Here is a 24,791-nt window from a genome sequence, read left to right on the forward strand (position 1 = left end):
GCCGATTACCATTCTATCGCCTGCCCATCCCACGCGAAGAAGCCACCGTTGTCCTTGGGCCCAAGGCCATCGAGAACGGACAGCAGGCACGAAGCGGAATATTCGGGCGTGAACAGCTTGCCTTCCGGCACGTTGCTTTGAAACGGCTGCGACAGGCCCGTATCGACCGTGCCGGGATGCAGCGATACCACGATAGCCTCCCGGTTGCGGCGCCCCATCTCGATCGCGAAATTGCGCATCATCATGTTCAGCGCCGCCTTTGACGCACGATAGGAATGCCAACCGCCCAACCGGTTGTCTCCGATCGAACCCACCCGCGCCGATATCGCCGCGAATCGGCACGGTCCGTCCCGTCGCATGAGCGGCAGGAAATGCTTGCCGATCAGCGCGGGGCCGAAAGTGTTTATCGCAAAGACCTCCTCCATCGCCGCGGGTTCGATTGCCCGCCAGCTGCGTTCGGGGCGCACGTCGGGTTCGCGCTGCAAAATACCGGTGGCCACGATGACAAGGTCGAGCGGACCACCCTCTCCAATCGCTTGCGAGGCTGCTTCGATCGATGCCTCGTCCCGAAAATCGAAGTGAAATGGGTGCATGCGCACATCGTTGGAAACCGGCGGATTGCGGGAACCGACGTGGACCACGTCAACGTCGTCACGGGCCAGCAAGAGAGAGGCAAAGGCCTGCCCCAGCCCGCCGCTTCCACCAAAAATTGCGCAACGCATCGGCCGCTCCCGTCAGGAAAGTTCGGGTCGAGCCTCTACGAGCGAACGCACGAGGGCAAGGTCCGAGGCCTTGTCGACGTCGACTGCGGCCAGTCCGTCCCGTGCCGCCACGATCCGCGCCTCGATCCCAACACGCCTGCCCAATCGCGCAACGATTCCCGCAAGGCCCAACCTGCCGAACACATAACCGACCAGCATTCCAAGCCCCAGGCGCGCCGCGATGCGCCAGGGTTTCTTGCGGTTGGCCTCGACCTCGCTCCACAGGGAAAGGGCCCGCGATGCCGCCGGCGTGGCAAGGAGAAACATGTTGCAACCCGACCAGTGACCGTCGGCAAATCGCATCCACGTCCGCTGTGCACCGGGCACCGCCCGTTCCACCGCTTCGCGCCGGGCGAGCATGACGGCAAGGTCCGCATCTGCCGGACTGTCGGTAGCGAACTGGCGCACCCATTCCGGTTGCAGCAGCGCATGATCCGACGTCGTCACCAGCATCGGCGCGCCATAGGCAGCGAATGCAGCCCCGACGCTGGCGCTGGGGCCAGCTTCGGACGCGATCACTTCGGCCCCAAGGCTGCGGGCCATCGCCGTGATCGCCTCGCAATTGGTCGACACCGCGATACGCCCCACGCCCGCCGCTTTCAGCGCCGATACCACGCGGTCCAGAATGGGTCGTCCGCCAACATCGATCAGGCCCTTGTGCGCAACGCCGACCTCTTTTGCAAAAGGGTCGCCGCCCGGTCGCGTGCCGGCAAGGATCAGGGCGGTCGTTTCGGCCAGTTCGGTCATCGCCGACATCCTTAGCCAGCCTGCCGCGCCGCGCCCAGACCCTGTGGCGTGCTTATCCCTGTGAATGGCACTGCTCAGGCTTGTTGCGGTATGCGCCCCTTCCCCCTAATCGCTGGGCGATGAATACGACCGCCGTGAAACCTGCCGTCCAGTCCGTGGGCGAAAACGCGACGAAGCTCTGGGGCCTGTCCATGGCGGAGCGGACGCGCCGCCTTGCCAAGGCATCCGAACTGGAACTGGGCGACGGGGCTCCGCTCGTCCTTGCCAATGCGCGTTTCGCGTTCGATCCGGCTTGGCTGCGCCATGTCATCGCGGCGCCGGGACTGGTGCTGACCATGGACGGCGTGCCCGCACTTGCCCATGCCACGGACGACGCACAGGTCCGTGCCATTCGCGAAGCGATGGAGCAAGATGCCCCGCTTGGCGACAGCCCGGGGCTTACCGTCTGGCGTTACGAAGACGGCCCGACGATCGAGAACAAGCAGCTTCGCAAGCGCGAGACCCCGTTCCTGAAGGACCTGACGCCGCAAACCGTGCGCGAGATCGAGCGGGCCAGCTATTTCGGTGCCTACAAGGGCGTGACCGATATCCTGACGAAGTATCTATGGCCCGAATGGGCGCTGGTCATCACGCGCATCGCGGCCAGGATCGGCATGACCCCCAACATGGTGACCGCCATCGGCGCGGTCCTGTGCGTGGCGGCCACGTTCGCCTTCGCCTATGGCCATTACTGGGCGGGCATGGCGATGGGACTGGTGTTCATGGTGATGGACACGGTCGACGGCAAGCTGGCGCGCTGCACCGTCACGTCCAGTTGGTGGGGCAATGTCTTCGACCACGGTATCGATCTCGTCCACCCGCCGTTCTGGTGGTGGTTCTGGTGCACGGGTCTCGTCTATTGGGGCCTCGGCTTCGACGATACGACGTTCTGGCTGGTCCAGGGCGCGATACAGGGCGGATACGTGGTCCAGCGCCTGATCGAAGGGCTGTTCATGCGCCGCAACAACCTGATGCACATCCACGTTTGGCGCCGGATCGACAGCCAGTTCCGCCTGATCACCGCAAGGCGCAATCCGAACATGGTGATCCTGTTCGTGTCGATGCTGTTCGCCCGGCCCGACATCGGCATCATCGCAGTTGCCTGGTGGACGGTTATTTCCTTGCTGGTTCACGTGGTACAACTGGTACAGGCCGAATTTGCCCGCGCGAAAAAGGGCGCTCCGCTGACCAGCTGGCTCAGCGGCGATGCCTAAGGGAGAAAATTCGATGAACGAGACGATCGAGAAATTCGGCTATCCCGGAACGCTGGTTCGCGAATACGACCACTGGGTCGTCCTGCTGCGCCCGGCACAGCCCACGTTGGGCAGCCTTGTGCTGGCCGCAAAGTCCGACTGCACCGATTTCTCCGCCCTTCCGGCAGAGGCGTTTGCCGAATTGGCCTCGGTCACCAAGACGGTCGAGGATGCCCTGAAGGGCTTCGTCGATTACGCGAAGATCAATTACCTGATGCTGATGATGGTGGACCCCAACGTCCACTTCCACGTCATCCCGCGCTATGAAGGCGCGCGCGAATTTGCCGGCACGGAATATGTCGACGCCGGCTGGCCCAAAGTGCCGGACCTTGGCAGCGCAGTTGCGCTGGACGAAGCGGCGAAAGCGGCGCTGCGCGATGCGCTGAAACACCTATTCGCCTGATCGGGGTTCAGACCCAGCGGTCGGTAAGCTCGGTCGCGATCTCGATATCGTTGAGGAAATCGACCTCGGCCCAGTCGAGACCTTCGATCGACTTCGTGCCCACCTTGCCGCTGTCGGCGATCATGTCGATCACTTTCAGGTACCAGTGATTGACGCCGTCGGGCGTTCGCATCGTCTGGCGCACCGTTTCGCGGAACAGTTCCGCACCCTCGCCCCGAAAGGCAAGGAAGCCAATCGATTCGGCGTTCGAGACTTCGGCGGTCAGCGTCTTGCCGATACGCGCAAGGCGGCCGTTCTCACCGCGCGACACTTTCATGTCGTCGCTGTCATAGGCGTCCTTCACGTCGACGGTAACGGCGATGGGCCAGTCAGACCCTTCCTGCACGCGCGTCACGATGTCTTCCGACACCAGCGTATCGCCGTTGAGAATCATGAAGTCGCCCTTCATCTCCTCTCGCACGATCCAGCAGGAACCAAGGTTATCGGCGACCTTGAAGAAGGGATTGAAGTGGCAGGTCACCTCGATCCGCGGATCGTCGATCTTCGCCAGATGCGCTTCGACCATGTCTGTCATGAAGCCGGTGACGACGTCGACCCGCTTGACCCCGCCGCGGGCCAGCATCTCGATCTGCCATTCGATCAGCGAACGGCCGGAAAAGTCGATAAGGCACTTGGGCCGTTCAGCGGTCAGCGGCAGCAGGCGCGAGCCCTGCCCTGCACTCAAGAGGATGGCATGTTCGATCATGGCGCAGCCCTTTAGGACGCGGTTCCTTTCACCGCAATGACCGGAAGGAAATGCCGCACAAGTCGCGTCGATGGATCGCGCGACGCTTGCCGTTTGCGCCGCGCTCGTTCAAAGGCGCGATGATGGGTGCCAAGGGTCCAGACAATACGGGCACACGCTCGCTGCTTTCGCGCATGCTAACCAATGTCGCCTGGCTTGTCGGCGGCAAGGGATTCGGCGCGATATGCTCGCTCGTCTATCTCGCCATCCTCACCCGCTCGCTTGGCCTCAAGGACTTTGGCCACTTCGCGCTGATCTTCGGAACGTCGCAGGCGCTAATCGCCATCGCGGAATTTCAGACTTGGCGAGTCGTCGTGCGGTTCGGGGTCGAACACGTGCACGAAAAGGACTGGGGAAAGTTCGGGCGGCTTTCAATGATGGCGGGCCTGCTCGATGTCATCGGGGCGATCCTGGGCTGCGTAATCGCCTATTTCGCGTTCTATGAATTCGCCGAAGTTCTGCATCTCAATCCCAACCTGATCGACACCGCCTTCTGGTTCAACGTCGCGGCGCTCTGGGCACTGGTTTCGGCACCTACGGGCATTGTCCGCGCGCTCGACCGGTTCGACATGGCGGTCTATATCGAGGCGATCGTCCCGCTGGGCCGTCTGATCGCCGCGATCGCGATCTGGCTGACGGGGCCGAGCCTGGTGCTGTTCCTGATCGCATGGGCCGTGATCGACCTTCTTGAGGCGGCGATCTACTGGATCGTGGCACGCAGGCTGTGCCCGCAGGCGATCCGCCTCTCGCATTTCAAGGATGCTTTTCGCGCACGGGACGAAAACCCCGGCCTCGTTCATTTTTTCATGGTCACTTACGCCAGCGCCACGCTTGAGGCGATATTGCGGCAGGGCCCCCTGCTTGCGGTCGGCTATCTTGTCGGCACCAGCGCGGCGGGCCTGTTCCGCCTCGCCAATCAGCTGTCGCAAGGCCTTGCCAAGCTGTCGAGTTTGTTGAGCCGCGCCGCCTATGCCGAAATATCGCGGGCAAAAGTCGCCTCGGCGGCACAGGAATTCCGCAAGCTGGCAGCGCAGACCAGCAAGATCGCCGGGGCCGGCGGCGCGATCGTCGTGCTGCTTGCGGTGGCGCTTGGCGGGCAGATCATGGCCCTGCTGGGCGGGGACGAGTTCCGCGCAGGATACGTGATCCTCATCCCGCTGACCGTGGCGGCAAGTTTCGAACTGGCAGGGGTCGCTTTCGAACCCGTTCTCCACTCGACCGGCAAGGCCATGCTCTCGCTCGTCTCGCGGCTGGTGGCGGTCTTTGCGGCGGCGGCGGCGATGCTGGCACTGGTGGGCCCCTTCGGCAGCCCGGGCATCGCCTGGGCCGTCGCGGTCGGCGGTGCGGTCGGTTACGTGGTGATGGGCATCCTGGCCATGGTCACCCTGCGCCGTCTGGATGCAGAGCACGCAACCCTTCCGCCAGCCTGAAGGCCAGGTTAGCGGAAATCGGCGACCTGCCAGCCCCGCGCCAGCGCCTTGGCGTTCTTGCCCGGCCCGCCGTTCACGAACACTGCCTCGTCCGACCAGTCCAGAAGCGGCGCATCCGCCATGGAATCCGAATAGAACCGTATCTCGCAGTCTTCGCGGGCAAGTCCCATCGCGTCGAGCATGCCCTCGACCCTCGGCACCTTGTTCGGACCGTAGTTGTTGCCGCCGCGGATCAGGCAGCGGCCATCGACGACCTCGCTGCGCGTGGCGAGAACCTCGTCGAAACCGGCGCGGCGTGCGATACCCGCCGAATAGAATTCCATCGCCGCCGTGGCGAGGACAAGCAGGCGTCCCTCTTCCCGGTCCCTTGCAAAAGATTCGGCTGCGCCTTTGCCGATCCAGCCGGGTATGACGCGGTCGGCGAATTCTTCAGAAATCGCTGCCAGCTCGGCCTGATTTATCGCCCCTGTGAAAAGTGACAGGCCCAGCTGCTTTAGCTGCTCCCGCGTGAAAAGCCCCGCCTTGTAAGCGATCATCGCGCCGATCCACGCGGGCGCGAAAATCAGGCGCCACTTTGCACGCCGAACGGCCGCAAACAGCAGGAAAGGCGTAAAAGTCGCGCGCGACAGGAAGGTGCCGTCGAGGTCGTAAATGGCGATTTTGCGGCGCGAGGCCAGTTCTTTCCCGTCCGGCATGACGTCCGGTTAAGCCCTGGCAGTCACGTTGACAACGTGCAAAGAATCGCCATGTCGCACCGCAGCACCCTTGACTTGTCGGGGCTGCTGCTGTTGACGCAACAGCGCAAACACATAGTCGGTAGGTTTATATCCCATGGCCCAGTTCGCTTTGCCGAAAAACAGCAAGATCAGCGGCAAGACCCGCACCCACAAGGCTGAGACCGGTGGAGCGACGAAGAACTTCAAGGTCTATCGCTACGACCCCGACAGCGGTGAGAACCCGCGCTACGACGTTTTCGAGATCGATCTCGACGCCTGCGGCCCGATGGTCCTCGACGCGCTGATCAAGATGAAGAACGAGATGGATCCGACGCTGACGTTCCGTCGGTCCTGCCGCGAAGGCATCTGCGGTTCCTGCGCGATGAACATCAACGGCCGCAACGGCCTTGCCTGCACCACCGCGATCGAGGATTGCGGTTCGGGCGAAGTCCGCATCACGCCGCTGCCGCACATGGAAGTCATCAAGGACCTCGTCCCCGACTTCTCGCACTTCTACGCACAGTACGCCTCGATCCGTCCCTGGCTGCAGACCGTGACCCCGACCCCGTCGGGCAAGGAACGCCTTCAGTCGCCGGAAGAGCGGAACAAGCTCGACGGCTTGTACGAATGCATCCTTTGCGCCTGCTGCTCGACCTCGTGCCCGAGCTACTGGTGGAATTCGGACAAGTTTCTCGGCCCCGCGATCCTGCTCCAGGCCTATCGCTGGCTGGCCGACAGCCGCGATGAAATGACGGGTGAGCGTCTGGACGAGCTGGAAGATCCCTTCCGCCTCTACCGCTGCCACACCATCATGAACTGCGCCAACGTCTGCCCCAAGGGTCTCTCGCCCGCCAAGGCGATCGCCGAGATCAAGAAGATGGAAGCAGAGCGCCTCGTCTGAGGCCGCTGGCCTTCGAGATGTCTGACAGGTTCATCGCCGCACCGGACCATCCCGGTTGGCAGGAATGGTGCATCGGCACGCCGGAACAGTTCAATCGGGCGGTTCTGGGGCGGATGCTCGTCAGGTTCGAAGACGACAAGGTGCGTGTCCGATTGCTGGAACCTGCCGAACGTCATTCCAACCTGAACGGCGTATTCCACGGCGGCGTGCTCATGGCCTTTATCGACACCGCCATGTTCGCGGGCGCCAACCTGCTGGCGGGCAAACCCGATCAGCGCGGCGTCACGGTGGACATGCACACCCAGTTCCTCGCCCCAGGCAGCCTTGAAAAGCCGCTCGACGCATTGGTCGAACTGACGCGGGAAACCGGGAAGATGTTCTTCACGCGCGGTCTCCTGGTTCAGGAAGACGTGACGGTCTGCTCGTTTAACGGACTTGTCCGCAAGATATCGTAATCAACATGGCTGGCCTGCTCCAAAGATACGAAGACCTGATCGCCGCAGGCGAACTGCGCCCCGACGAGGAACAGCGCGCCGCGGCAGAGCGTCTGGATGCCCTTCAGCGGCAACTGGAATCGACACCGCGCAGTGGCGGTTTCCTGAAGCGCCTGTTCGGTGGCGAAACCCCGGCTCCCCGCGGCGTTTACATGTGGGGCGGTGTCGGGCGCGGCAAATCGATGTTGATGGACTTGTTCCATGACACGCTGGACGTGTCGGAAAAGCGCCGCGCGCACTTCCACGAATTCATGCTCGACGTGCACGCCCGCCTTCGGGAAGAGCGCAAGAAGGAAAGCGGCGATCCGGTCGTGCCCGTCGCCAATCAGATCGCAGCAGAAGCGCGCGTGCTGGCCTTTGACGAAATGGTCGTGAACAATTCGGCCGATGCCATGATCATGAGCCGTCTTTTTACCGCCCTGATCGAAAGCGGCGTCACCATCGTCACGACGTCGAACCGCCGGCCGTCGGAGCTTTACAAGGACGGCCTGAACCGGGAACATTTCCTGCCGTTCATCGCGCTCATCGAAAGGGCTCTGGACGTCGTGACCCTGAACGGCCCGACCGACTACCGGCTTGAACGGCTTGGCGGGGCGGATGTCTGGTATACCCCGAACGGCCCCGAAGCGACCGCGAAGGTGCGCGAGATTTTCTTCCGCCTGACCGACTACCCGCCAGAAGACGCCGAACACGTTACCGGCTGCGATCTCCAGGTCGGCGCTGCGCGCACGATCTGGGTGCCCAAGAGCCTGAAGGGCGTGGCGGTGTTTTCGTTCAAACGGCTCTGCGTCGATGCGCGCGGGGCTTCGGACTATCTGGCCATTGCGCGCAATTATCACTCGGTCATCATCGTCGGCATTCCCAGGATGGGTGCCGATATGCGCAACGAGGCCGCGCGCTTCGTGACCCTGATCGACGCGCTCTACGAACACCGCGTGAAGCTTATCGCCACCGCCGATGCCAAGCCTGCCGAGCTTTACGAAACGGGCGATGGACGGTTCGAATTCGATCGTACGGTCAGCCGCCTGATGGAAATGCAAAGCGCGGACTACCTCGCCCTCGGCCACGGCGAAGAATAAACCCTTCTTGCCAGCCTCTCCGCGCGCCTTGGACCTGCGGCGGTGGGAAACTTGTCGGACATCTCGATCGCGGCGCTTGTCGTACTGACGTGCCATTACCGTGCGCCGTTCTGCCCCCTGTTCGGGCTGGACAGTTAGGGCACACCACTGTGCCTTCTTGAAGACGTTTGCGGCGCCATCCATCTCGATCCTGTTCCGGCGGACCCTGCCCCTGATGCGGCAGTAACTTCCCCGCCGATGTGGAATAAAACATGATTGAGATCAGGCCCTTCGACAATCTCGGGAAGGCCAATCACGGCTGGCTCGACACCAGCTACCACTTCTCGTTTTCCAACTACTACGATCCGGAGCGCATGGGCTGGGGTGCGCTGCGCGTGTGGAACGACGACTGGATCAAGGAGCGCGCCGGCTTTCCGCCTCATCCGCATAGCGACATGGAAATCATCACGTACGTTCGCAAAGGCGCGATCAGCCACCGCGACAGCCTCGGCAACGAGGGACGCACCGCCGCTGGCGACGTCCAGGTGATGAGCGCGGGCACCGGCATCACGCACGCCGAATACAACCTTGAAGACGAGGCGACCGAACTGTTCCAGATCTGGGTCATGCCCGATCGAAAGGGGCTTGCACCCAGCTGGGGTCAGCGGGAGTTTCCCAAGGGCACGCGCGCGGGCCGTTGGGTCACGCTGGCCAGTGGACGCAGCGGAGAGGCGGACGATGACCTGCTTTCGATGAATGCGGATGCACGCGTCCTTGCCGCCACGCTCAGAGAAGGGGAAACCGTCGATCTCGAACTCGTCGGTGAACGGCACTATTACCTTGTGCCTATCGGCGGATCGGTCGAAGTCAACGGCAAGACAGCACAGGCGCGCGATGGCATCGCGATCACCGGCGAGGATACCTTGTCGGTGACCGCAAGAACGCCCGTCGAACTCCTGATGGTCGATTCGCGCTAACAGTCCATCTCCGCACCGGGCGCGGCGTCGGCATCGCTCGCAAAGATGGCGAGTATCCGGCGCTGCGCCCTCAGCCGTGCTTCTGCGCGGGCGATTTCCTCACGCAAGGCGCTGACTTCGCCTTCGAACCGGGGTGCCCCGCCCTCAAGCGTCACCGCAACCCCGACAAGGCGCCACAGATCGGCGAATTCGGGCCTGCACAAGCGCGGCATGAGCGTCACGCCGCCGCCCAGGATCACCTGAACCGGATTGCCCGAGCGGCGATCCTGCAACGCGCAAAGAGAGCGGCAGGCCTTGTTATCGAGCAATTCCGCCTCGTCCACGATGAGCAGGGTCCGTGCCTCCTGCCATGGCGCAAGAACAGCAGACCGGCCGTCTTCTTGCACCGTCAGGCCCGAACGTTCCAGCTGTCCTAAAAAGCCAGAGCCAACCTCTCGCACATTGATCCAGATCGTGCGGGAAAGATATCGCCCGGCAAGCCGCTCTGCCTGTGTCAGAATGGCCTTTCGTTCCGACCGCACCGAGGCTGACAGAGCGACCAGACTGTCCCCCCGCCGCAAGGCATGAAGAAGCGCCTGAAGAGCGCGGGCGGGCCCTGCCCTGACGTGACTGAAACGAAGACGCCGGCCCGGTGGCGGCAAAGTCCCTTCGGTGTCCTGCATGACCGATAACTCTTTTAGCTCCGATGCTTACACGATCGTGCAAGATCGCATCGAGCGAAAGGCCATGTGAATCCGTATCGGGATAACGCCGACCGTTAACCGGCGTCTTGCCGGCAATTCTGCGCATCAACTTCATCCGAACCGGACAAATCGTTAAACCAGCATCTCCTTCGCGGGGCCATGACCCAGGAACATCGCCGGGCTCGCGCTGGCGCCATAGGCCCCGGCACAGAACACCGCGATCACGTCGCCTTCCGCCATCGGCGGCAGTGCGACCTTTTCGGCCAACCTGTCGATGGGCGTGCAAAGCCTGCCGACGACCGACTGGGCATATTGGGCAGGCTCCTCCCCGAACCGGTTCGCCACCGCGACGGGATAGTTGCGGCGAACGACGGTGCCGAAATTGCCGGATGCGGCCAGCTGGTGGTGCAAACCGCCATCGACGACGACGAAGATCTCTCCGTGGCTGTCCTTCACGTCGATGACGCGGGTCAGATAAACCCCGGCCTCTCCGACAAGCCAGCGGCCCAGTTCGATGGCAAAGGCGCAATCCTGCAGGACATCGGGCAGATTTGCGAACGCGGCCCCCAGTGCATCGCCCACCGCCCCGATGTCGAGCGGTTCGTCGCCGGGGAAATAGGGTATGCCGAACCCGCCACCCAGATTGCAGTGTGGCAGCGCGACACCGGCCTCATCGGCCAGACGCGCCGCCAGTGCGAGCGTCTGCGCCTGAGTTTCGATCACAGCCTCGGCCGAAAGCGCTTGGCTTCCCGCAAAGATGTGAAAGCCGCGCCAATGCGCCCCGCTTTCCGCGATTTCACGGGCGAGCGCGGGTACGCGTTCGGCATCGATGCCAAAGGGTTTGGCACCGCCGCCCATCTTCATGCCCGATCCCTTGAGATCGAAATCGGGATTCACGCGGATCGCAAGGCGCGGTGCCATGCCCAGCCTGTCGCCGATGGCAAGCGCGCGGCGCATCTCGCCATCACTCTCCAGATTGAGCGTCACGCCGTTCGTGATGGCCGCTTCCAGCTCGCGGTCGTCCTTGCCGGGGCCTGCGAAGCTGATGCGGTCTGCGGGAAAGCCCGCATCGCGTGCCATGGCCAGCTCTCCGCCCGACGCGATATCGAACCCGTCAACCAGACCCGCCATGTGCTTCAGCACCGGCCCGAAAGGATTGGCCTTAATCGCGTAATGGATTGCCAGCCTTTCGGGCATTGCGGCCCGCAACCGGGCAACCCGGTCGGTCAATCTGGCACTGTCGTAGACGAAAAGAGGTGTGGCCCCGGCCTTTGCGATCCACTGCGAAACAGGCTTTCCCGCGATCGCCAGTTCGCCATCGACGCCTGCGTATCCCGCGGGGATCGGTCCCATCGCCTTCATGCCGCTTCCCCTGCGATTTCCCGCGCGAGCCCGGCGCGGTCGAGTTTTCCGGTCGCTCCGCGCGGCAATTCACTGCGCCAATGGATGACTTGCGGCTGCATATAGCTGGGCAGTTCCTTGCGTAGCATTTTCACCAGTTCGGCAGGTACTTCGTCGCCGCCGACGCCGCTTGCCGGTCTTGCGACAAGATGCACCGCCTGGCCCAGCTTTTCGTCCGGCACGCCAAGCGCCACGCATTCCGCGACCAGCCCCGTGGCTAACGCGGCGTCCTCGATCTCCTGCGGACTGATCCTCTGCCCCAGCGACTTGATCATAGCGTCACGGCGTCCGACGAAATGCAAAAGCCCTGCCGCGTCATAGCGCGCCCTGTCGCCTGACCAGACCGCGATCCCGCCGTATTTCGAGCCCTTGGGTGCGGGCCTGAACCTTTCATCGGTGCGCGCCTGGTCCTGCCAGTATCCTTGCGCCACCAGCGGCCCTGCATGGACCAGCTCGCCTTCCTCACCCGGCCCGGCCAGTTCGCCATCGTCCTTCACCAGCATGATCTCCGCATGGGGGATGGCCCCACCGATCGAGGTCGGATGGTCATCGATCATGGCGGGCGGCAGGTAAGTCGATCGGAACGCCTCGGTCAGGCCGTACATCGCGTAGAGGTCCGCCTGCGGGAACCGGCTGCGCAGCGCACGGACCAGCGGTTCGCCAAGCGCGCCGCCGCTGTTTGTGAGCCGGCGTAAGGGAGCGACCGCCTCTTGCGGCCAGTCCTGTTCCAGCAGTTGGGTCCACAGCGGCGGAACCGCGGCAAGTGTCGTGATCGCATGGCCCGCCACCGCCTTCACCACTTCACGCGGCAGCAGGTAATCGATCGGCACGACCGCACCGCCCGCATACCACGTCGAGAAAAGCTGATTCTGCCCGTAATCGAACGCCAGCGGCAGCACTGCGAGCGTCCGGTCGCTGGCATCGAGCGAGAGGTAGTTCGCCACAGCCTCGGCGCCCAGCCACATGTTGGCATGGCTGAGCATCACGCCCTTGGGCCGCCCTGTCGAACCGCTGGTATAGAGAATCGCGGCCAGCGCGTCGGTATCACCCTGCGAAGGAGCAAGACCGCCGATTTCGGCACAAGCCGGCCTGACGTCCACCTCGTCCCTAACCAGACAGGTCTGCGGGACATCGCCTTCTTCCAAACCGCCAAGCCGCCCCTTGTTGCCGATCAGCAGCGATGCCGAGCAATCTGCAAGGATATGCGCGACTTGCGCGTGTTTCAGCAGCGGGTTCACCGGAACATGGACCAGCCCCGCCCGCGGCGCGGCCAGCGGCATAAGAGCGGTCAGCCAGCCCTTCCCCGCCCAGGTCGCAATCCGCGCGCCCGATGCGAAACCGAACGAGGCCAACCAGCCCGCAAGGGACGCGACATCGTGCTCCATCCCGGCGTAGGACAGCGTCTCGCCCTTCAGCACGATCGCCGGTGCATCCGGCCGCCCGCGCAAGGTCAGACGGTCTATCGGTTCGGGATTCGCGTCCATCATGATCCCGCGCATAGCATGCTCGCCTGATGCCGCCACGCTTGCCTAGGCCTGATACCACGGCTAAAGGCGGGCCGCATGAATGAGGCCGATCCGACCGAGCTGCCGTCGACAGACGTACTTCTGCGGGAAATCCTTGCCGACGTGCTGGCGCTTTCGCCAGAGCGCGTCGCCGAATTCGACGCAGAGACGGAACTGTTCGGCGCCCTTCCCGAACTCGATTCGCAGGCCGTTGCCGGGCTGCTGACAGAAATCGAGGATCGCTGCGACATCGTGATCGAGGACGAGGACGTCGACGGCGAGATGCTGGAGACTTACGGCGCGCTGCTCGCCTTCGTCGACGAGAAGCGCGCGCAGTAAGGCCTTACTCCGCCGCTTCTTTCGCGAATTCGAGAGTGGCGAGGAAACGTTCCGCATCTAGCGCGGCCATGCATCCCGTGCCCGCCGCGGTCACGGCCTGACGATACGTGTGATCCATCACGTCACCGCAGGCGAAGACGCCGGGAACGGCGGTCTTGGGCGTGCCCGGTTCGACCAGCAGGTATCCGCTGTCGTCCATCGGCAGCTTGCCCTTGAACAGTTCGGTCGCCGGGGCATGGCCGATGGCGACGAACGCGCCCTCGGTCTCAAATGTCGATTCTTCGCCCGTAACCGTGTCCTTGAGGACGAGGTGGGTCAGCCCCTTGGCCGGGTCGCCTTCGAACCGTTCGACCGTCTTGTTCCACAGGGTTGAGATCTTGGGGTTCTTGAACAGGCGTTCCTGCAGGATCTTCTCCGAACGCAGCTCGTCACGCCGGTGGATCAGCGTCACGTCATCGGAATGGTTGGTAAGGTACAGCGCTTCCTCGACCGCGGTATTGCCGCCTCCGATGACCACGACTTTCTTGCCGCGGTAGAAGAACCCATCACACGTCGCGCAGGCCGAAACACCCTTGCCGGACCATTCCTGCTCACCCTCTACGCCCAGCCACTTGGCCTGAGCGCCGGTGGCGATGACCAGCACGTCACCGATATATTCGTCGCCGCTGTCGCCCTTGGCCGTAAAGGGAGAGCCGCCTTCGATGTCGATTTCGGTGATCGTGTCCCACATCATCCGCGTACCGACGTGTTCGGCCTGCGCCTGCATTTCCTGCATCAGCCAGGGCCCCTGGATCACGTCGCGGAAACCGGGATAGTTTTCGACGTCGGTGGTAATGGTCAGCTGCCCGCCGGGCTGAAGCCCCTGCACGACGATCGGTTCCATACCCGCGCGCGCGCCATAGATCGCGGCGGAAAGCCCCGCCGGGCCGGAGCCGATGATGAGCATGCGGGTCTTGTGGGTGGCCATTTTACGATTTCCCCTGAGTACGCGGGTTCGGATCTACACGGGTTCGGAAATAGGCGGACAGGCACCAAATGCAATGCCGCACAAGGCGGCTTTCCCCGTCAGCGAAGGACCAGCGGCTCCCAACCGGGCGGAGCAAGTTCGAAACCGGAAAAATCAAAGCCGGGCGTGACGATGCAGGTGACCAGTGTCCATTCGCCCAGCGGCTCGGCCGATTGCCATGCATGAGGCAGGTAGAGATGCTGCATCTCGTGCCCGCCGGCGAGATCGGGGCCCAGGATCGTATCGGGTAGCCCGATTTCCCCGTGCGCGCCCTCCGCTCCCCGCAACAGCAAGGGGCCGCCTGCGTTGTAGATCCACATTTCCGCCGCATCGACGCGATGCCAATGCGATCGCTCGCCCGTTTTCAGCAGGAAATGGATGCCGGTCGCCAGCGCGCGGTCATCCGAGGGCGAAGGCTCTCGCCATGTTTCGCGATACCATCCGCCTTCGGGATGCGGTTGCAGGCCCAGTTGCCTGATGACCTCGTCAGCGGTGTCCATGGGCGAAGCCTAGTCCGCCGTACCGCCTGTCAGCAAGGGATACGGATTTCGCGGCGTGCCTTCCCACCACGATTCGTCGGGGCGCATCTGCATGACCGCGAAATGAAGGTGCGGCGCGGCAGGATCGGCATTGCCGGTCGCGCCCACCGTCCCGATGCGTTGCCCTGCCCGGACGAATTCGCCCTCTTCCAATCCCGGCGCATAAGTATCGAGATGCGCATAATAATAGATCGTCGCACCATCGGCGCTGCGCACGTAGATCGTCTTGCCGCCGTCATCGGACAGGAACAGCTTTTCAACCGTGCCTTGTGCCGCGGCAACGACAGGCGTGCCCGTTGGGGCCATGATGTCGAGCGCCTCGTGACTGCGCGATCCGCGCGGCGCATCGTATGTGTCAATCAGGGCCGATGAAGCGACGCCCTCCACCGGAATGCGCAAGGCACCGACCGGCTTTAGCGGCTGGACCGGGGAGACCATCTCGATCGGTACGACGTCCTTAGGTAGGCGATCGTCCGCATCGGGCGAAACCGTGGTTACGGGCTCGTCAGGCTCAACCCTCGGCGCGAAAAGGTTCACGCCCGCGAAAGCCAGCAACACGATCCAGGCCAGCGACGTCAGCCCTGCGGTGACGAGCACGATACGCAAATCCCGCCCGAACCGCCGCATGCGCGACGGCCGGGCGGGGGCGGTGACGGCTTCGGTCTCGCTCATTCCTGGAAGATGACCTGCGTGCTTTGCGAAACCATCTCGGCAAGGCGCGCGGCGTCCCAGTTGGTCAAGCGGACACACCCATGGCTCTGCGCGCGACCAATGGTTTCAGGCGCTGGCGTGCCGTGAATGCCGTAGTGTTCCTTTGAAAGGTCGATCCAGACCACGCCGACCGGGCCATTCGGGCCAGGCGGCAACTGCTGCGGCTCCTCATCATCGGGCACATCCCAGAACAGCGAGGGATCGTAGGCGAACGGAGGATTGTGCGCGATGCCGGTGATCTTCCACTCGCCGATCGGAAGCGGATCGTGGCTCGATCCGCTAGTGATCGTGAACGCGGCGACCAGCTTGCCCTCGGCGTCATAGGCCTTGAGCGTGTCTTCCGACTTGTCCGCCACGATCTTCGTCACTTCGGGCTGATCGGTCCCGACGCCAAGCATCTGCAACGTATCGCGCCATTTCGAATCGGTATCTGCAGAACGATCGATGAAATCGGCGCCGATGTTGGGCACGCGGATCTGCTGCCCGGCAGCGAACTTGCTTGCCGGAGCGGCTTCCGCACCGTCCGACGCGGTCGCACTGGGTGTCGGTGTCGGTGTGGGCGTCGCGGTCGGGGTTGCCGTGGCATCGGCCGCCGGGGTCGTTTCGCTTGTCGCGGGCTTGCCGTTCGGGTTCAGCATTTCGAGCGTCTCGACCGTCGTGTGAAAACGTTCGGCCAGCTTTTCATCGAGCGATTCGTACCCGAGCCGGGTCATCTTCGCCTTTTCAGCCGGATCTTCGGGCAGCTTTTCAAACCGGCCCACGGCGAATTCCTCAGGGATGGTCACGACGCGGGTTGCCGGAATATCCTGCCAACGCTGCAAGGCCTCCTTCGTGGCCTCGTCCAGCTTTCCCGACTGGTCCAGCTCGTTCGCTTCCTGAAAGGAAACGAGAGCGTTTTCGGTGGAAAGGCCCATCTTGCCGTCGATCACGCCCGGCGAAAAGCCGAGCCGATCGAGCACGACCTGCGCCTGCATGATCGGGCGATCTTCCGCGTCGGGAATCGCAACCTGATCCTGCACGTCGCCGCGATCGTTGCTGCGCATCGAATCGGCGAAGTTCGAATCCGTGGTCTGCGTCGCGGTAGGTTCCGGCGCGGGCGCTTGCTCATTTCCCGAACAGGCGGCAAGGGCCAGCATGACTGGAAGGCCGAAAAGCAGTGTCGATTTGCGGATCATGGGAATTCCCGAAGATTTCTATTGTCTTCGGGAGCAACGCGCGAAACCCCGGTTGGGTCCGCAGGGCGAAGATCAGGTCTCCGGTTCAGGTGGCGGCGCGTCCTCGATCGCCTTGGCAAAGGCCTGCACGGCGGCAACCTCGTCCCCATTCCACACGGCGCCGCACACGGCCAGGAAATCCGCCCCGGCTGTCACCAGCGGTACGCAATTTTCGGGTGTGATCCCGCCGATGGCGACCGAGGGCAGCTCGAAAACGTGGAACCACCATTCCAGTAGGTCCAGTCCGGCCCGGTGCTCGGTTTCCTTGGTTTCGGTCGGGAAGAAAGCGCCGAATGCGACGTAGTCGGCACCGTCCTCACCCGCCTGCATGGCAAAGTGGCGGCTGTCGTGGCAGGTCACGCCGATCTGCGCATCACGGCCAAGCCGTTCGCGCGCGTCCTTCACTTCGCCGTCGGACTGGCCAAGATGCACGCCGTCGGCATTGAGGCGCTTTGCCAGTGCGATCGAATCGTTGACGATGAAGGCCACGTCCCGGTCCGCGCACATCTTCTGCAGCGGTTCTGCAAGGCGGGCGGCCTCGTGTTGATCCTCAATCCCTTTCACGCGGAACTGGAACGCGGTGACGACGCCCTTCCCCGCATCGAGTGCGCGGGCAAGCCGGTCGGGGAAATCGCCCGATACGTCGAGCGGGGATATCAGGTAAAGCTGGCACGTTGTGTTCATGTGCCGCGCCTTAGATCACCAGCGAAGGAGTGTGAAGCTGAATGCTGAAGTCGTTTGCCGCCGCTGCGCTGATGGCTGGCCTGACACTGTCCGCCTGCGCCACCGTACCGCCCGTCGCCGCCCCCGCCGCAGCGGGCACGCCAGTGTCGCTGAACCAGCCGGTGTACGTGGGCGATGTCGTGGTTACGCCGTTGGCCGTGAAGGAAGACAGCCGCTGCCCCGCGAACGTACAATGCGTCTGGGCGGGGCGCGTTGTGGTGACCACGCAGATCGACGGGCCGGACGACGCATGGCGCGACACGCGCGACCTGGAGCTGGAGAAGTCACAGGCGCCGAGCGGCATGACCGTGCGGCTGGCCGAGGTCAGCCCGGCGAAAACGGCAGGCGCGGAAATAGCGCCTGCCGATTATCGCTTTCGCTTCGATGCCGAGCGTACGTGGTATACCCGGCCCGAATAGGCAGGATCAGGCCACGCTTGCCGCGTAGATCTGGTCGATCGCATCGCCCAGAGTCTTGTCGAACTCTTCGTCCGACTGTCCGGCGCGCAGGTCCTGCAACAGGCCGCGGCTGAAGCTGGCGATCATGCCCTTGTTCTGGGCAAGCTTCTCGCAAGCCTCGTCGGTGGAATACCCGCCCGACAGCGCGACGACGGCCAACACCTTGGGATGGGCGATCAGGTCGGCATAAAGGTTCGCCTCGACCGGGATCGACAGCTTGAGCATGACCTGCTCGTCCATCGCCTCAAGATTCTTGAGGATCTCGGCCTTCAGGATCTTCTCACCCTCGGCGCGGCCCTCGGCCTTGATCGAGTATTCCGGCTCCAGCATCGGGACCAGCCCTGCGGCCAGGACCTGGCGGCCAACCTCGAACTGCTGCGCGACGATGGCAGCGATGCCTTCGGGGTTCGCCTCGTTGATGACCGAGCGTTCCTTGGTGCCGAACACGCCAAGCGCCTTGGCACGGGCCAGCAGCGTGTCGAGTTCCGGCATCGGCTTCATCATCTGGACGCCGTTGGCTTCGTCTTCCAGACCCTTGTCGATCTTGATGAACGGCACGATGCCGCGATCGATCAGGGCCTGCGGGGTCGGTTTGCCTTCGACCTGGCCGTCCATCGTCTTTTCGAACAGGATCGCGCCAATCACCTTGCCGTTCGAAAACGACGGGCTGGTGATGATGCGGCTGCGCATCTCATGGATTTTGGCGAACATTTCTTCATCGCCCGACCACTCGCTATCGTCCACGCCGTAACCGCGCAGTGCCTTCGGGGTCGAACCGCCCGACTGGTCGAGCGCGGCGATAAAGCCTTGTCCGTCGGCAATCTGCTTCTTCATATCCATCTAGTCTGCGCTCCCTCGTCGCATTGAAACCGGTGCGCCGCCTTTATTGCGACAGGGCGGCAACACCGGGCAGTTCCTTGCCTTCCATCCATTCGAGGAAGGCACCGCCTGCAGTTGAAATATAAGTGAAATCACCGGCCACGCCGGCATGGTTCAAGGCCGCGACCGTATCGCCGCCGCCTGCGACCGAGACAAGCGAGCCTTCCTTCGAAAGCGCCGCCGCGGTGCGGGCAAGAGCGACCGTCGCCGCATCGAACGGCTCGGTCTCGAACGCGCCCATCGGGCCGTTCCAGACCAGCGTCCGGCAGGTCTTGAGAACGTCTCCCAACGCCTCGACCGCCTGCGGGCCGACGTCGAGGATCATTTCGTCCTCGGCAACTTCGTGCACGTTGCAGGTGCGCATCGAAGGCGGGTTCGCGGCGAATTCCTTCGACACCACGACATCGTAGGGCAAGTGCACGGTGCAACCGGACGCGTCCGCCGCTTCCATGATCTCTTCTGCCGTGCCGGTCAGGTCATGTTCGCAAAGCGACTTGCCGACATCGACCCCGCGCGCAGCAAGGAAGGTATTGGCCATGCCCCCGCCGATGATCAGGTGATCGACCTGGCCGACAAGATGGCGCAGCACGTCGAGCTTGGACGAAACCTTGGCCCCGCCGACAACGGCTGCGACCGGCTTTTCCGGGCTACCCAGCGCCTTGTCGAGCGCTTCTAGTTCCTTCTGCATCGAACGGCCCGCATAGGACGGCAGGAACTTCGTCAGCCCTTCGGTCGAGGCATGGGCGCGGTGCGCGGCGGAAAACGCATCGTTCACGTAGAGATCGCCGTTTGCGGCAATGGCCTTGGCAAAATCAGGATCGTTCTTTTCCTCACCCGGCCAGAAGCGGGTGTTTTCCAGGATTGCGATGTCACCGTTGCGCATGATGCCGACCGACTGTTCGACGACTTCGCCCGCCACTTCGGGCACGAACATGATCTCTCGGCCCAGAACGTCCTGAACCGCATCGATCACCATCGACAGGCTCATCGTCGAATTGCGCGCGCCCTTCGGACGTCCGAAATGCGCCAGCAGCAGCACCTTGGCACCGGCATCGGCGAGTTCGAGGATCGTGGGGGCAGAAGCAGTGATGCGCGTCTTGTCGGTCACCTGCCCGCCGTTCATCGGCAGGTTCAGATCGACACGGACCAACGCGACCTTGCCCGAAACATCGCCGACATCGTCCAGCGTGCGGAAGTTGCTCATTCTTCGATCCTTATGGTGTCGCCGGCACGGATCGTGCCTTCTTCAAGCACGCGGCCAAGCACGCCGCCCCGCCAATCGGGGGTCAGCGCGGCCTTCAGTCCGGCGTGGATTTCTTCCATGCGGCTGCACGGATCGCATTCCTGCACGACCTCGATCACGACATCGTCGCCGATGCGGATGCGTGCGCCTTCGGTGCGCGGCAGGGTCAGCCCCTCGACCAGCAGGTTGGCGCGGCGTTCCTGCCAAGGGATGGCCCCGGCATCGAGACCGAGGTCCGACATTGCAGCGGCCCAGTCCTCCGCGCTGATGAGCGAGACCTGCCGCTTGCGCGGGCCGTCCGGCTTCAGCGCGCCGCGATAGTCGCCCGCGATGCCCTCACGGACGGTCACTGCCGCCTCGTCGGTCAGTTCCACAGGGCCACGCGGACGATCGTGCCGCGCGATGCCGCCCAATCGTCCCGTAGCGCCCATGTCAGCCAACCTCTCTTACAGGAAGCTCGCCATTTTGCCGGCGGTGTCGATCATGCGGTTCGAGAAGCCCCACTCGTTGTCGTACCAGGACACGACACGGGCAAGCTTGCCTTCGAGAACCGCGGTTTCGAGGCTGTCGACCGTCGAGCTGGCGGGATAGTGGTTGAAGTCCGACGAAACCAGCGGCTGGTCGGTATAGTCGAGAACGCCCTTCATCGCGCCTTGCGAAGCGGCCTTGAGCGCCGCGTTCAGTTCTTCCTTCGTCGTATCGCGCGAGGGCGTGAAGACGAGGTCGATGAGCGAGACGTTCGGGGTCGGCACGCGAACCGACGAACCATCGAGCTTGCCCTTCAGTTCGGGCAGGACGAGACCGACCGCACGGGCAGCGCCGGTGGTGGTCGGGATCATGTTCTGCGCACCGCCGCGCGCACGGCGCATGTCGGAGTGCATCTGGTCCAGCATGCGCTGGTCGTTGGTGTAGGAGTGAATCGTGGTCATGAAACCGCGCTCGATACCGACGGATTCCTGAAGAACCTTGGCAACGGGGGCGAGGCAGTTCGTGGTGCACGATGCGTTGGAGACGACGTCGTCCTCGGCCGTCAGGGTGTCCTGGTTCACACCGAACACGATGGTCTTCGAAACACCCGAGGCCGGAGCCGAGATCAGGACCTTCTTCGCGCCAGCCGCGATGTGCGGGCGGGCCGCTTCGTCCGACTGGAAGAAGCCGGTGCATTCGAGGACGATGTCGATACCCATGTCGCCGTGCGGCAGCTTGCCGGGCTCACGCTCGGACGTGACGGCGATCTTCTTGCCGTTCACGGTGATGCTGGCATCGCCTGCCTCGACCGTGCCGGGGAAACGGCCGTGCGTCGAATCGTACTGGAAAAGGAGCGCGTTTGCCTTGGCATCCGCCAGGTCGTTGATCGCAACGAGCTCGAGATCGTGGTCGTCACGTTCGAGGATAGCGCGAGCGACGAGCCGCCCGATACGTCCGAAACCGTTGATCGCAACCTTGGTCGCCATGCCAGTAAACTCCTGTCTTATTCGCCTAGTTTCGCTTTGATCTGCGGCACGATCGCGTCAACCGTGAACCCAAAGCGTTCGAAAAGCTGTTCTGCCGGCGCCGATGCGCCAAAACGGTCGAGACCGATGTTAAGGCCGTTCGCCATCGTGTAGCGTTCCCAACCAAGGGTCACGCCCGCCTCGATCGAGACCCGAAGGATCTCGGACGGCGCGACGTTGGGCAGAAGGTCTTCCTTGTAAGAAGCGTCCTGCGCCTCGAACAGTTCCATGCACGGCATCGAGATCACGTCCGCGCCGATGCCGTCGGCTTCCAGCGACTTGGCAACGTCGCAGGCCAGTTCGACTTCGGAACCGGTCGCAATCAGGATGACTTTGCGCGCGGCTTCGGCGGACTTCAGGCGATAGGCACCCTTGGCCGACTTGTTCGCGCCCGCATCCCACGCCTCGTCACCTTCGCCGCGAAGCTGGGGCAGGTTCTGACGCGACAGGGCGAGAACCGACGGCGTCTTTTCGTTCGCAAGCGCGATCGCCCAGCATTCGGCCGTTTCGATCGTGTCGCACGGGCGCATGACGTTGAGGTTCGGGATAAGGCGCAGGCTCATCACCTGTTCCACCGGCTGGTGGGTCGGGCCGTCTTCGCCAAGGCCGATGCTGTCGTGCGTGAAGACGTAAGTCACGCCGACCTGCTGCAGGGCCGAAAGGCGCACCGCGTTCCGGCAATAGTCGGAGAAGATCAGGAAGGTGCCGCCATAAGGCGCGATCCCGCCGTGCAGCGCCATGCCGTTCATCGCGGCGGCCATGCCGAATTCGCGGATGCCGTAATAGACGTAGCTGCCTTCGTAGTCGCCCGCCGTGATCGGGCCGGTCGACTTGGTCTTGGTGTTGTTCGAACCCGTCAGGTCGGCGCTGCCGCCGATCATGTTGGGGAACGCCGCGGTCAACGGGCCAAGCGCCATTTCCGAAGCCTTGCGGGTCGCGACCTTCTTCGGCTCTGCGGCAAGCCCGCGGACATAGTCCTGAAGCACCGCACCGGCATCCGCGCCGGGCAGCTTGATGCCCGCAGTATAGGCCGCCGCACGGTCCTCGTCGGCGTCGAAACGCTGCTGCCATTCCTGGTGAGCAGCGGCGCCGCGTTCACCCGTCTTCTTCCATGCGTCGGCGATGTCGCCGGGAATGACGAAGGGTTCTGCGGTCCAGCCCAGTTCCTTGCGAGCGGCCTCGATCTCTTCGGCGCCCAGCGGTGCGCCGTGCGTCGCGCTCGTACCCTGCTTGTTGGGCGCGCCCTTGCCGATGACGGTCTTGCACGCGACCAGCGAGGGACGCGGATCGGCGATCGCCTCGTCCAGCGCGCGGCGGATATCCGCCGGATCGTGGCCGTCACAGCGGACGGTATGCCACTTCGACGCGCGATAGCGGGCCTCGACGTCCTCGCTCGACGAGAGTTCGACCGAACCGTCGATGGTGATGTTGTTGTCGTCCCAAAGCACGATCATGCGGCCAAGACCGAGGTGCCCGGCAAGGCCGACCGCCTCGTGGTTGATGCCTTCCATCAGGCATCCGTCGCCTGCGATCACCCAGGTGCGGTGATCGACAAGGTCGTCACCGTATTTCGCGTTGAGGTGACGTTCCGCCAACGCCATGCCCACGGCCATCGCAAGACCCTGGCCCAGAGGACCGGTCGTGCATTCCACGCCGTCGAGCAGGAAGTTTTCCGGGTGACCGGCGCACGGGCTGCCGAGCTGACGGAAATTGCGGATCTCATCCATCGTGGGATGGGCATATCCCGACAGGTGAAGGAGCGAATAGATCAACATCGAGCCGTGACCGGCAGACAGGACGAAGCGGTCACGATCGTCCCAGTGCGGATCGGCCGGATCGAACTTCAGGTATTCGTCGAAAAGCACGGTCGCGACGTCGGCCATGCCCATCGGCATGCCGGGATGTCCCGAATTGGCCGCCTGTACAGCATCCATGGAAAGGGCACGGATGGCATTGGCCATGTCGGCCAGGCGGGTGGTCTCGGTGGTCATCTTCAGGCTCTTCCCGTTCAGCGCGCCAGGAGCGGGTGATTCGTTGCGGCGCTGCATTGCGGGTCCGACTGCCCCGCGTCAAGTTCACCACGGCCAGACGCGCGCGAGATGCCCCGATTGTCGCTTGGGAACGCCGGAATGTCGCTTTCGCGCGTTTAGGGGTTTGCCCGCCTTGCGACTATGCGCCATCGCCCCCAATTACCAATTCCGGAGCGGGGAAAGCGAATACCACATCATGGCAAAGACCGAGCGACTCGAAATGGAAGGCGCCCTCGACAGGCTGGAAGCCATGCTTGAGCGGCTGGAAAAGGCCGTGGTTAGGCCGAACCCGGCCCAGTCGGAGCTGGCAACCCTGAAAGTCGCGCACGAAGCGATGCGGCAGAAAGTCGGCACCGCGCTCGCCGATCTGGATGTCCTTCTCGAAGAATTCGGGAGCCACGGCTGATGGCGAACCTCGACCTTGAAATCGGCGGCCGCCGTTTTGCCGTTTCCTGCCAGCCCGGCGAGGAAGGCCATATCGAACAACTTGGCCGCATGATCGACACGCGCGTGCGCGATGCCGGCGCGGTAGGACAGTCGGAACCGCGCATGCTCCTGTTCGGCGCACTCCTTCTGGCCGACGAGGTCCACGCATTAAGAGAGGGCGACGCTGCCCCCGCGATCGATCGCGACGAGGACAAGGCCATGTCCCGCAGGATCGATTCGATCACGGCCCGGATCGAAAATATCGTCCGGCACCTTGAGGGTGGCGACCACCATTCCTAGATTCAGCGCGACGGGTTCTGCCCGGCACGAGCCGACAGAACATCCCTGAGGCTATAACCAATCCTAGGGGGCTGTCCCTCGGCTGGCTCGTGGGCCGGCCGAAACGGTCCCCACCTGATGCTTAGGCGTCAGAGGATTTCATACGGCAAACGACCCATGGTGGGCCCGTCACCTTCGCTGTACCGGCTTTTCGCCCATGCCGGCCTGCAAATGGCGTAGGCTTGTGCTTCCGGTGCTCACGACCAGAAGGTCGCTCCGCTCCGGTTCTCGGCCTCCAC

At 63.4% G+C, this 24,791-nt stretch carries 28 protein-coding genes; 11 read left to right on the plus strand and 17 right to left on the minus strand.

Annotated elements, in window-relative coordinates:
• Positions 1-5 precede the first annotated feature (5 nt).
• Positions 6-722, minus strand: coding sequence for an SDR family NAD(P)-dependent oxidoreductase (locus tag FAX90_RS02170; protein WP_144095120.1), 717 nt, complete (start codon positions 720-722; stop codon positions 6-8).
• 12 nt (positions 723-734) lie between these two features.
• Positions 735-1,508: a nucleotidyltransferase family protein gene (locus FAX90_RS02175; protein WP_240704671.1), complete on the minus strand. Its 774-nt coding sequence runs from the start codon at positions 1,506-1,508 to the stop codon at positions 735-737.
• 119 nt (positions 1,509-1,627) lie between these two features.
• Here FAX90_RS02175 and FAX90_RS02180 point away from each other — a divergent pair, with 119 nt between their 5' ends.
• Together FAX90_RS02180 and FAX90_RS02185 are read left to right on the plus strand one after the other, a co-directional pair.
• Positions 1,628-2,761: a CDP-alcohol phosphatidyltransferase family protein gene (locus FAX90_RS02180; RefSeq protein WP_144095124.1), complete on the plus strand. Its 1,134-nt coding sequence runs from the start codon at positions 1,628-1,630 to the stop codon at positions 2,759-2,761.
• Between the two features lie 13 nt (positions 2,762-2,774).
• Entirely contained in the window at positions 2,775-3,203 is a 429-nt protein-coding gene (locus tag FAX90_RS02185) for an HIT family protein (protein ID WP_144095126.1), read from the plus strand.
• Positions 3,204-3,210: 7 nt separating this feature from the next.
• Here FAX90_RS02185 and FAX90_RS02190 read toward each other — a convergent pair whose 3' ends face one another.
• Complete coding sequence (locus FAX90_RS02190) at positions 3,211-3,948, minus strand: phosphocholine cytidylyltransferase family protein (RefSeq protein ID WP_144095128.1); 738 nt, start codon at positions 3,946-3,948, stop codon at positions 3,211-3,213.
• A gap of 122 nt (positions 3,949-4,070) precedes the next feature.
• Between FAX90_RS02190 and FAX90_RS02195 the strand changes: the two genes are divergently transcribed.
• On the plus strand, positions 4,071-5,417 hold the full coding sequence (locus tag FAX90_RS02195; protein ID WP_144095130.1) for a lipopolysaccharide biosynthesis protein: 1,347 nt from the start codon (positions 4,071-4,073) through the stop codon (positions 5,415-5,417).
• Positions 5,418-5,425: 8 nt separating this feature from the next.
• Here FAX90_RS02195 and FAX90_RS02200 read toward each other — a convergent pair whose 3' ends face one another.
• Positions 5,426-6,112 (minus strand): HAD family hydrolase, encoded by a 687-nt coding sequence (locus FAX90_RS02200; protein WP_144095132.1) that lies wholly within the window; start codon positions 6,110-6,112, stop codon positions 5,426-5,428.
• A gap of 136 nt (positions 6,113-6,248) precedes the next feature.
• Between FAX90_RS02200 and FAX90_RS02205 the strand changes: the two genes are divergently transcribed.
• From FAX90_RS02205 to FAX90_RS02220, 4 genes are all read left to right on the plus strand, one after another.
• Positions 6,249-7,034 carry a succinate dehydrogenase iron-sulfur subunit gene (locus FAX90_RS02205; protein ID WP_144095134.1) on the plus strand — a complete coding sequence of 262 codons (786 nt, stop codon included), beginning with the start codon at positions 6,249-6,251 and terminating at the stop codon, positions 7,032-7,034.
• Positions 7,035-7,051: 17 nt separating this feature from the next.
• Positions 7,052-7,489, plus strand: a complete 438-nt coding sequence (locus FAX90_RS02210; RefSeq protein ID WP_144095136.1) for a PaaI family thioesterase — start codon at positions 7,052-7,054, stop codon at positions 7,487-7,489.
• Positions 7,490-7,494: 5 nt separating this feature from the next.
• Positions 7,495-8,607, plus strand: a complete 1,113-nt coding sequence (zapE, locus tag FAX90_RS02215; RefSeq protein ID WP_144095138.1) for a cell division protein ZapE — start codon at positions 7,495-7,497, stop codon at positions 8,605-8,607.
• 251 nt (positions 8,608-8,858) lie between these two features.
• The gene (locus FAX90_RS02220; protein WP_144095140.1) at positions 8,859-9,563 is read left to right on the plus strand and encodes a pirin family protein; all 705 of its coding nucleotides are present in this window, start codon (positions 8,859-8,861) and stop codon (positions 9,561-9,563) included.
• Here FAX90_RS02220 and FAX90_RS02225 read toward each other — a convergent pair.
• The 3 genes from FAX90_RS02225 to FAX90_RS02235 all read right to left on the minus strand — a co-directional run bounded on the left by FAX90_RS02225 (position 9,560) and on the right by FAX90_RS02235 (position 13,146).
• Complete coding sequence (locus FAX90_RS02225) at positions 9,560-10,003, minus strand: hypothetical protein (RefSeq protein ID WP_205700610.1); 444 nt, start codon at positions 10,001-10,003, stop codon at positions 9,560-9,562. The genes FAX90_RS02220 and FAX90_RS02225 overlap by 4 nt on opposite strands.
• 375 nt (positions 10,004-10,378) lie before the next feature.
• Positions 10,379-11,608 (minus strand): pyridoxal-dependent decarboxylase, exosortase A system-associated, encoded by a 1,230-nt coding sequence (locus FAX90_RS02230; RefSeq protein WP_144095144.1) that lies wholly within the window; start codon positions 11,606-11,608, stop codon positions 10,379-10,381.
• Entirely contained in the window at positions 11,605-13,146 is a 1,542-nt protein-coding gene (locus FAX90_RS02235) for an acyl-CoA ligase (AMP-forming), exosortase A system-associated (RefSeq protein ID WP_240704672.1), read from the minus strand. The genes FAX90_RS02230 and FAX90_RS02235 overlap by 4 nt, the downstream gene beginning before the upstream one ends.
• 63 nt (positions 13,147-13,209) lie before the next feature.
• On the opposite strand from FAX90_RS02235, the gene FAX90_RS02240 reads away from it, so the two are divergent.
• Positions 13,210-13,491, plus strand: coding sequence for an acyl carrier protein (locus FAX90_RS02240; protein ID WP_144095146.1), 282 nt, complete (start codon positions 13,210-13,212; stop codon positions 13,489-13,491).
• Between the two features lie 4 nt (positions 13,492-13,495).
• On the opposite strand, the gene trxB is transcribed toward FAX90_RS02240, so the two are convergent.
• The 5 genes from trxB to thiE all read right to left on the minus strand — a co-directional run bounded on the left by trxB (position 13,496) and on the right by thiE (position 17,645).
• A complete protein-coding gene (trxB, locus tag FAX90_RS02245) occupies positions 13,496-14,458 on the minus strand; it encodes a thioredoxin-disulfide reductase (protein WP_144095148.1) in 963 nt (320 codons plus the stop codon).
• 98 nt (positions 14,459-14,556) lie between these two features.
• The gene (locus FAX90_RS02250; RefSeq protein WP_144095150.1) at positions 14,557-14,997 is read right to left on the minus strand and encodes a cupin domain-containing protein; all 441 of its coding nucleotides are present in this window, start codon (positions 14,995-14,997) and stop codon (positions 14,557-14,559) included.
• Positions 14,998-15,006: 9 nt separating this feature from the next.
• Entirely contained in the window at positions 15,007-15,708 is a 702-nt protein-coding gene (locus tag FAX90_RS02255) for a M23 family metallopeptidase (RefSeq protein ID WP_240704673.1), read from the minus strand.
• Positions 15,705-16,922: a L,D-transpeptidase family protein gene (locus FAX90_RS02260; RefSeq protein ID WP_240704674.1), complete on the minus strand. Its 1,218-nt coding sequence runs from the start codon at positions 16,920-16,922 to the stop codon at positions 15,705-15,707. The genes FAX90_RS02255 and FAX90_RS02260 overlap by 4 nt, the downstream gene beginning before the upstream one ends.
• Positions 16,923-16,994: 72 nt before the next feature.
• The gene (gene thiE / locus FAX90_RS02265; protein WP_144095151.1) at positions 16,995-17,645 is read right to left on the minus strand and encodes a thiamine phosphate synthase; all 651 of its coding nucleotides are present in this window, start codon (positions 17,643-17,645) and stop codon (positions 16,995-16,997) included.
• A 41-nt stretch (positions 17,646-17,686) separates the two neighbouring features.
• Between thiE and FAX90_RS02270 the strand changes: the two genes are divergently transcribed.
• Positions 17,687-18,103, plus strand: coding sequence for a hypothetical protein (locus FAX90_RS02270; protein ID WP_144095153.1), 417 nt, complete (start codon positions 17,687-17,689; stop codon positions 18,101-18,103).
• Positions 18,104-18,109: 6 nt separating this feature from the next.
• Here the strand turns inward: FAX90_RS02270 and FAX90_RS02275 are convergent, their stop codons facing one another.
• From FAX90_RS02275 to tkt, 5 genes are read right to left on the minus strand one after another with little or no spacing between them, the layout of a single operon-like run.
• Positions 18,110-18,982, minus strand: a complete 873-nt coding sequence (locus FAX90_RS02275) for a fructose bisphosphate aldolase (protein ID WP_144095155.1) — start codon at positions 18,980-18,982, stop codon at positions 18,110-18,112.
• Positions 18,983-19,025: 43 nt separating this feature from the next.
• Complete coding sequence (locus tag FAX90_RS02280; RefSeq protein ID WP_144095157.1) at positions 19,026-20,225, minus strand: phosphoglycerate kinase; 1,200 nt, start codon at positions 20,223-20,225, stop codon at positions 19,026-19,028.
• Positions 20,222-20,695 carry an MOSC domain-containing protein gene (locus FAX90_RS02285; protein WP_144095159.1) on the minus strand — a complete coding sequence of 158 codons (474 nt, stop codon included), beginning with the start codon at positions 20,693-20,695 and terminating at the stop codon, positions 20,222-20,224. Before FAX90_RS02285 ends, FAX90_RS02280 begins: the two co-directional genes overlap by 4 nt.
• A 15-nt stretch (positions 20,696-20,710) precedes the next feature.
• A complete protein-coding gene (gap, locus tag FAX90_RS02290; RefSeq protein WP_144095161.1) occupies positions 20,711-21,718 on the minus strand; it encodes a type I glyceraldehyde-3-phosphate dehydrogenase in 1,008 nt (335 codons plus the stop codon).
• A gap of 17 nt (positions 21,719-21,735) precedes the next feature.
• Complete coding sequence (gene tkt, locus FAX90_RS02295) at positions 21,736-23,748, minus strand: transketolase (protein WP_144095163.1); 2,013 nt, start codon at positions 23,746-23,748, stop codon at positions 21,736-21,738.
• Between the two features lie 235 nt (positions 23,749-23,983).
• On the opposite strand from tkt, the gene FAX90_RS02300 reads away from it, so the two are divergent.
• Both FAX90_RS02300 and FAX90_RS02305 read left to right on the plus strand, forming a co-directional pair.
• Positions 23,984-24,193 carry a hypothetical protein gene (locus tag FAX90_RS02300; RefSeq protein ID WP_144095165.1) on the plus strand — a complete coding sequence of 70 codons (210 nt, stop codon included), beginning with the start codon at positions 23,984-23,986 and terminating at the stop codon, positions 24,191-24,193.
• Positions 24,193-24,513 (plus strand): cell division protein ZapA, encoded by a 321-nt coding sequence (locus FAX90_RS02305; protein WP_144095167.1) that lies wholly within the window; start codon positions 24,193-24,195, stop codon positions 24,511-24,513. The genes FAX90_RS02300 and FAX90_RS02305 overlap by 1 nt, the downstream gene beginning before the upstream one ends.
• The last annotated feature ends 278 nt before the right edge of the window (positions 24,514-24,791 follow it).

Origin of the sequence: Croceicoccus sediminis, from assembly GCF_007570835.1 — a bacterium.
Lineage (GTDB): Bacteria > Pseudomonadota > Alphaproteobacteria > Sphingomonadales > Sphingomonadaceae > Croceicoccus > Croceicoccus sediminis.

Coding starts and splice junctions, on each gene's coding strand:
- FAX90_RS02170 (WP_144095120.1), bottom strand. CDS start 722: ATGCGTTGCGCAATTTTTGGTGGAAGCGGCGGGCTGGGGCAGGCCTTT.
- FAX90_RS02175 (WP_240704671.1), bottom strand. CDS start 1,508: ATGACCGAACTGGCCGAAACGACCGCCCTGATCCTTGCCGGCACGCGA.
- FAX90_RS02180 (WP_144095124.1), top strand. CDS start 1,628: ATGAATACGACCGCCGTGAAACCTGCCGTCCAGTCCGTGGGCGAAAAC.
- FAX90_RS02185 (WP_144095126.1), top strand. CDS start 2,775: ATGAACGAGACGATCGAGAAATTCGGCTATCCCGGAACGCTGGTTCGC.
- FAX90_RS02190 (WP_144095128.1), bottom strand. CDS start 3,948: ATGATCGAACATGCCATCCTCTTGAGTGCAGGGCAGGGCTCGCGCCTG.
- FAX90_RS02195 (WP_144095130.1), top strand. CDS start 4,071: ATGGGTGCCAAGGGTCCAGACAATACGGGCACACGCTCGCTGCTTTCG.
- FAX90_RS02200 (WP_144095132.1), bottom strand. CDS start 6,112: ATGCCGGACGGGAAAGAACTGGCCTCGCGCCGCAAAATCGCCATTTAC.
- FAX90_RS02205 (WP_144095134.1), top strand. CDS start 6,249: ATGGCCCAGTTCGCTTTGCCGAAAAACAGCAAGATCAGCGGCAAGACC.
- FAX90_RS02210 (WP_144095136.1), top strand. CDS start 7,052: ATGTCTGACAGGTTCATCGCCGCACCGGACCATCCCGGTTGGCAGGAA.
- zapE (WP_144095138.1), top strand. CDS start 7,495: ATGGCTGGCCTGCTCCAAAGATACGAAGACCTGATCGCCGCAGGCGAA.
- FAX90_RS02220 (WP_144095140.1), top strand. CDS start 8,859: ATGATTGAGATCAGGCCCTTCGACAATCTCGGGAAGGCCAATCACGGC.
- FAX90_RS02230 (WP_144095144.1), bottom strand. CDS start 11,608: ATGAAGGCGATGGGACCGATCCCCGCGGGATACGCAGGCGTCGATGGC.
- FAX90_RS02235 (WP_240704672.1), bottom strand. CDS start 13,146: ATGCGCGGGATCATGATGGACGCGAATCCCGAACCGATAGACCGTCTG.
- FAX90_RS02240 (WP_144095146.1), top strand. CDS start 13,210: ATGAATGAGGCCGATCCGACCGAGCTGCCGTCGACAGACGTACTTCTG.
- trxB (WP_144095148.1), bottom strand. CDS start 14,458: ATGGCCACCCACAAGACCCGCATGCTCATCATCGGCTCCGGCCCGGCG.
- FAX90_RS02250 (WP_144095150.1), bottom strand. CDS start 14,997: ATGGACACCGCTGACGAGGTCATCAGGCAACTGGGCCTGCAACCGCAT.
- FAX90_RS02255 (WP_240704673.1), bottom strand. CDS start 15,708: ATGAGCGAGACCGAAGCCGTCACCGCCCCCGCCCGGCCGTCGCGCATG.
- FAX90_RS02260 (WP_240704674.1), bottom strand. CDS start 16,922: ATGATCCGCAAATCGACACTGCTTTTCGGCCTTCCAGTCATGCTGGCC.
- thiE (WP_144095151.1), bottom strand. CDS start 17,645: ATGAACACAACGTGCCAGCTTTACCTGATATCCCCGCTCGACGTATCG.
- FAX90_RS02270 (WP_144095153.1), top strand. CDS start 17,687: ATGCTGAAGTCGTTTGCCGCCGCTGCGCTGATGGCTGGCCTGACACTG.
- FAX90_RS02275 (WP_144095155.1), bottom strand. CDS start 18,982: ATGGATATGAAGAAGCAGATTGCCGACGGACAAGGCTTTATCGCCGCG.
- FAX90_RS02280 (WP_144095157.1), bottom strand. CDS start 20,225: ATGAGCAACTTCCGCACGCTGGACGATGTCGGCGATGTTTCGGGCAAG.
- FAX90_RS02285 (WP_144095159.1), bottom strand. CDS start 20,695: ATGGGCGCTACGGGACGATTGGGCGGCATCGCGCGGCACGATCGTCCG.
- gap (WP_144095161.1), bottom strand. CDS start 21,718: ATGGCGACCAAGGTTGCGATCAACGGTTTCGGACGTATCGGGCGGCTC.
- tkt (WP_144095163.1), bottom strand. CDS start 23,748: ATGACCACCGAGACCACCCGCCTGGCCGACATGGCCAATGCCATCCGT.
- FAX90_RS02300 (WP_144095165.1), top strand. CDS start 23,984: ATGGCAAAGACCGAGCGACTCGAAATGGAAGGCGCCCTCGACAGGCTG.
- FAX90_RS02305 (WP_144095167.1), top strand. CDS start 24,193: ATGGCGAACCTCGACCTTGAAATCGGCGGCCGCCGTTTTGCCGTTTCC.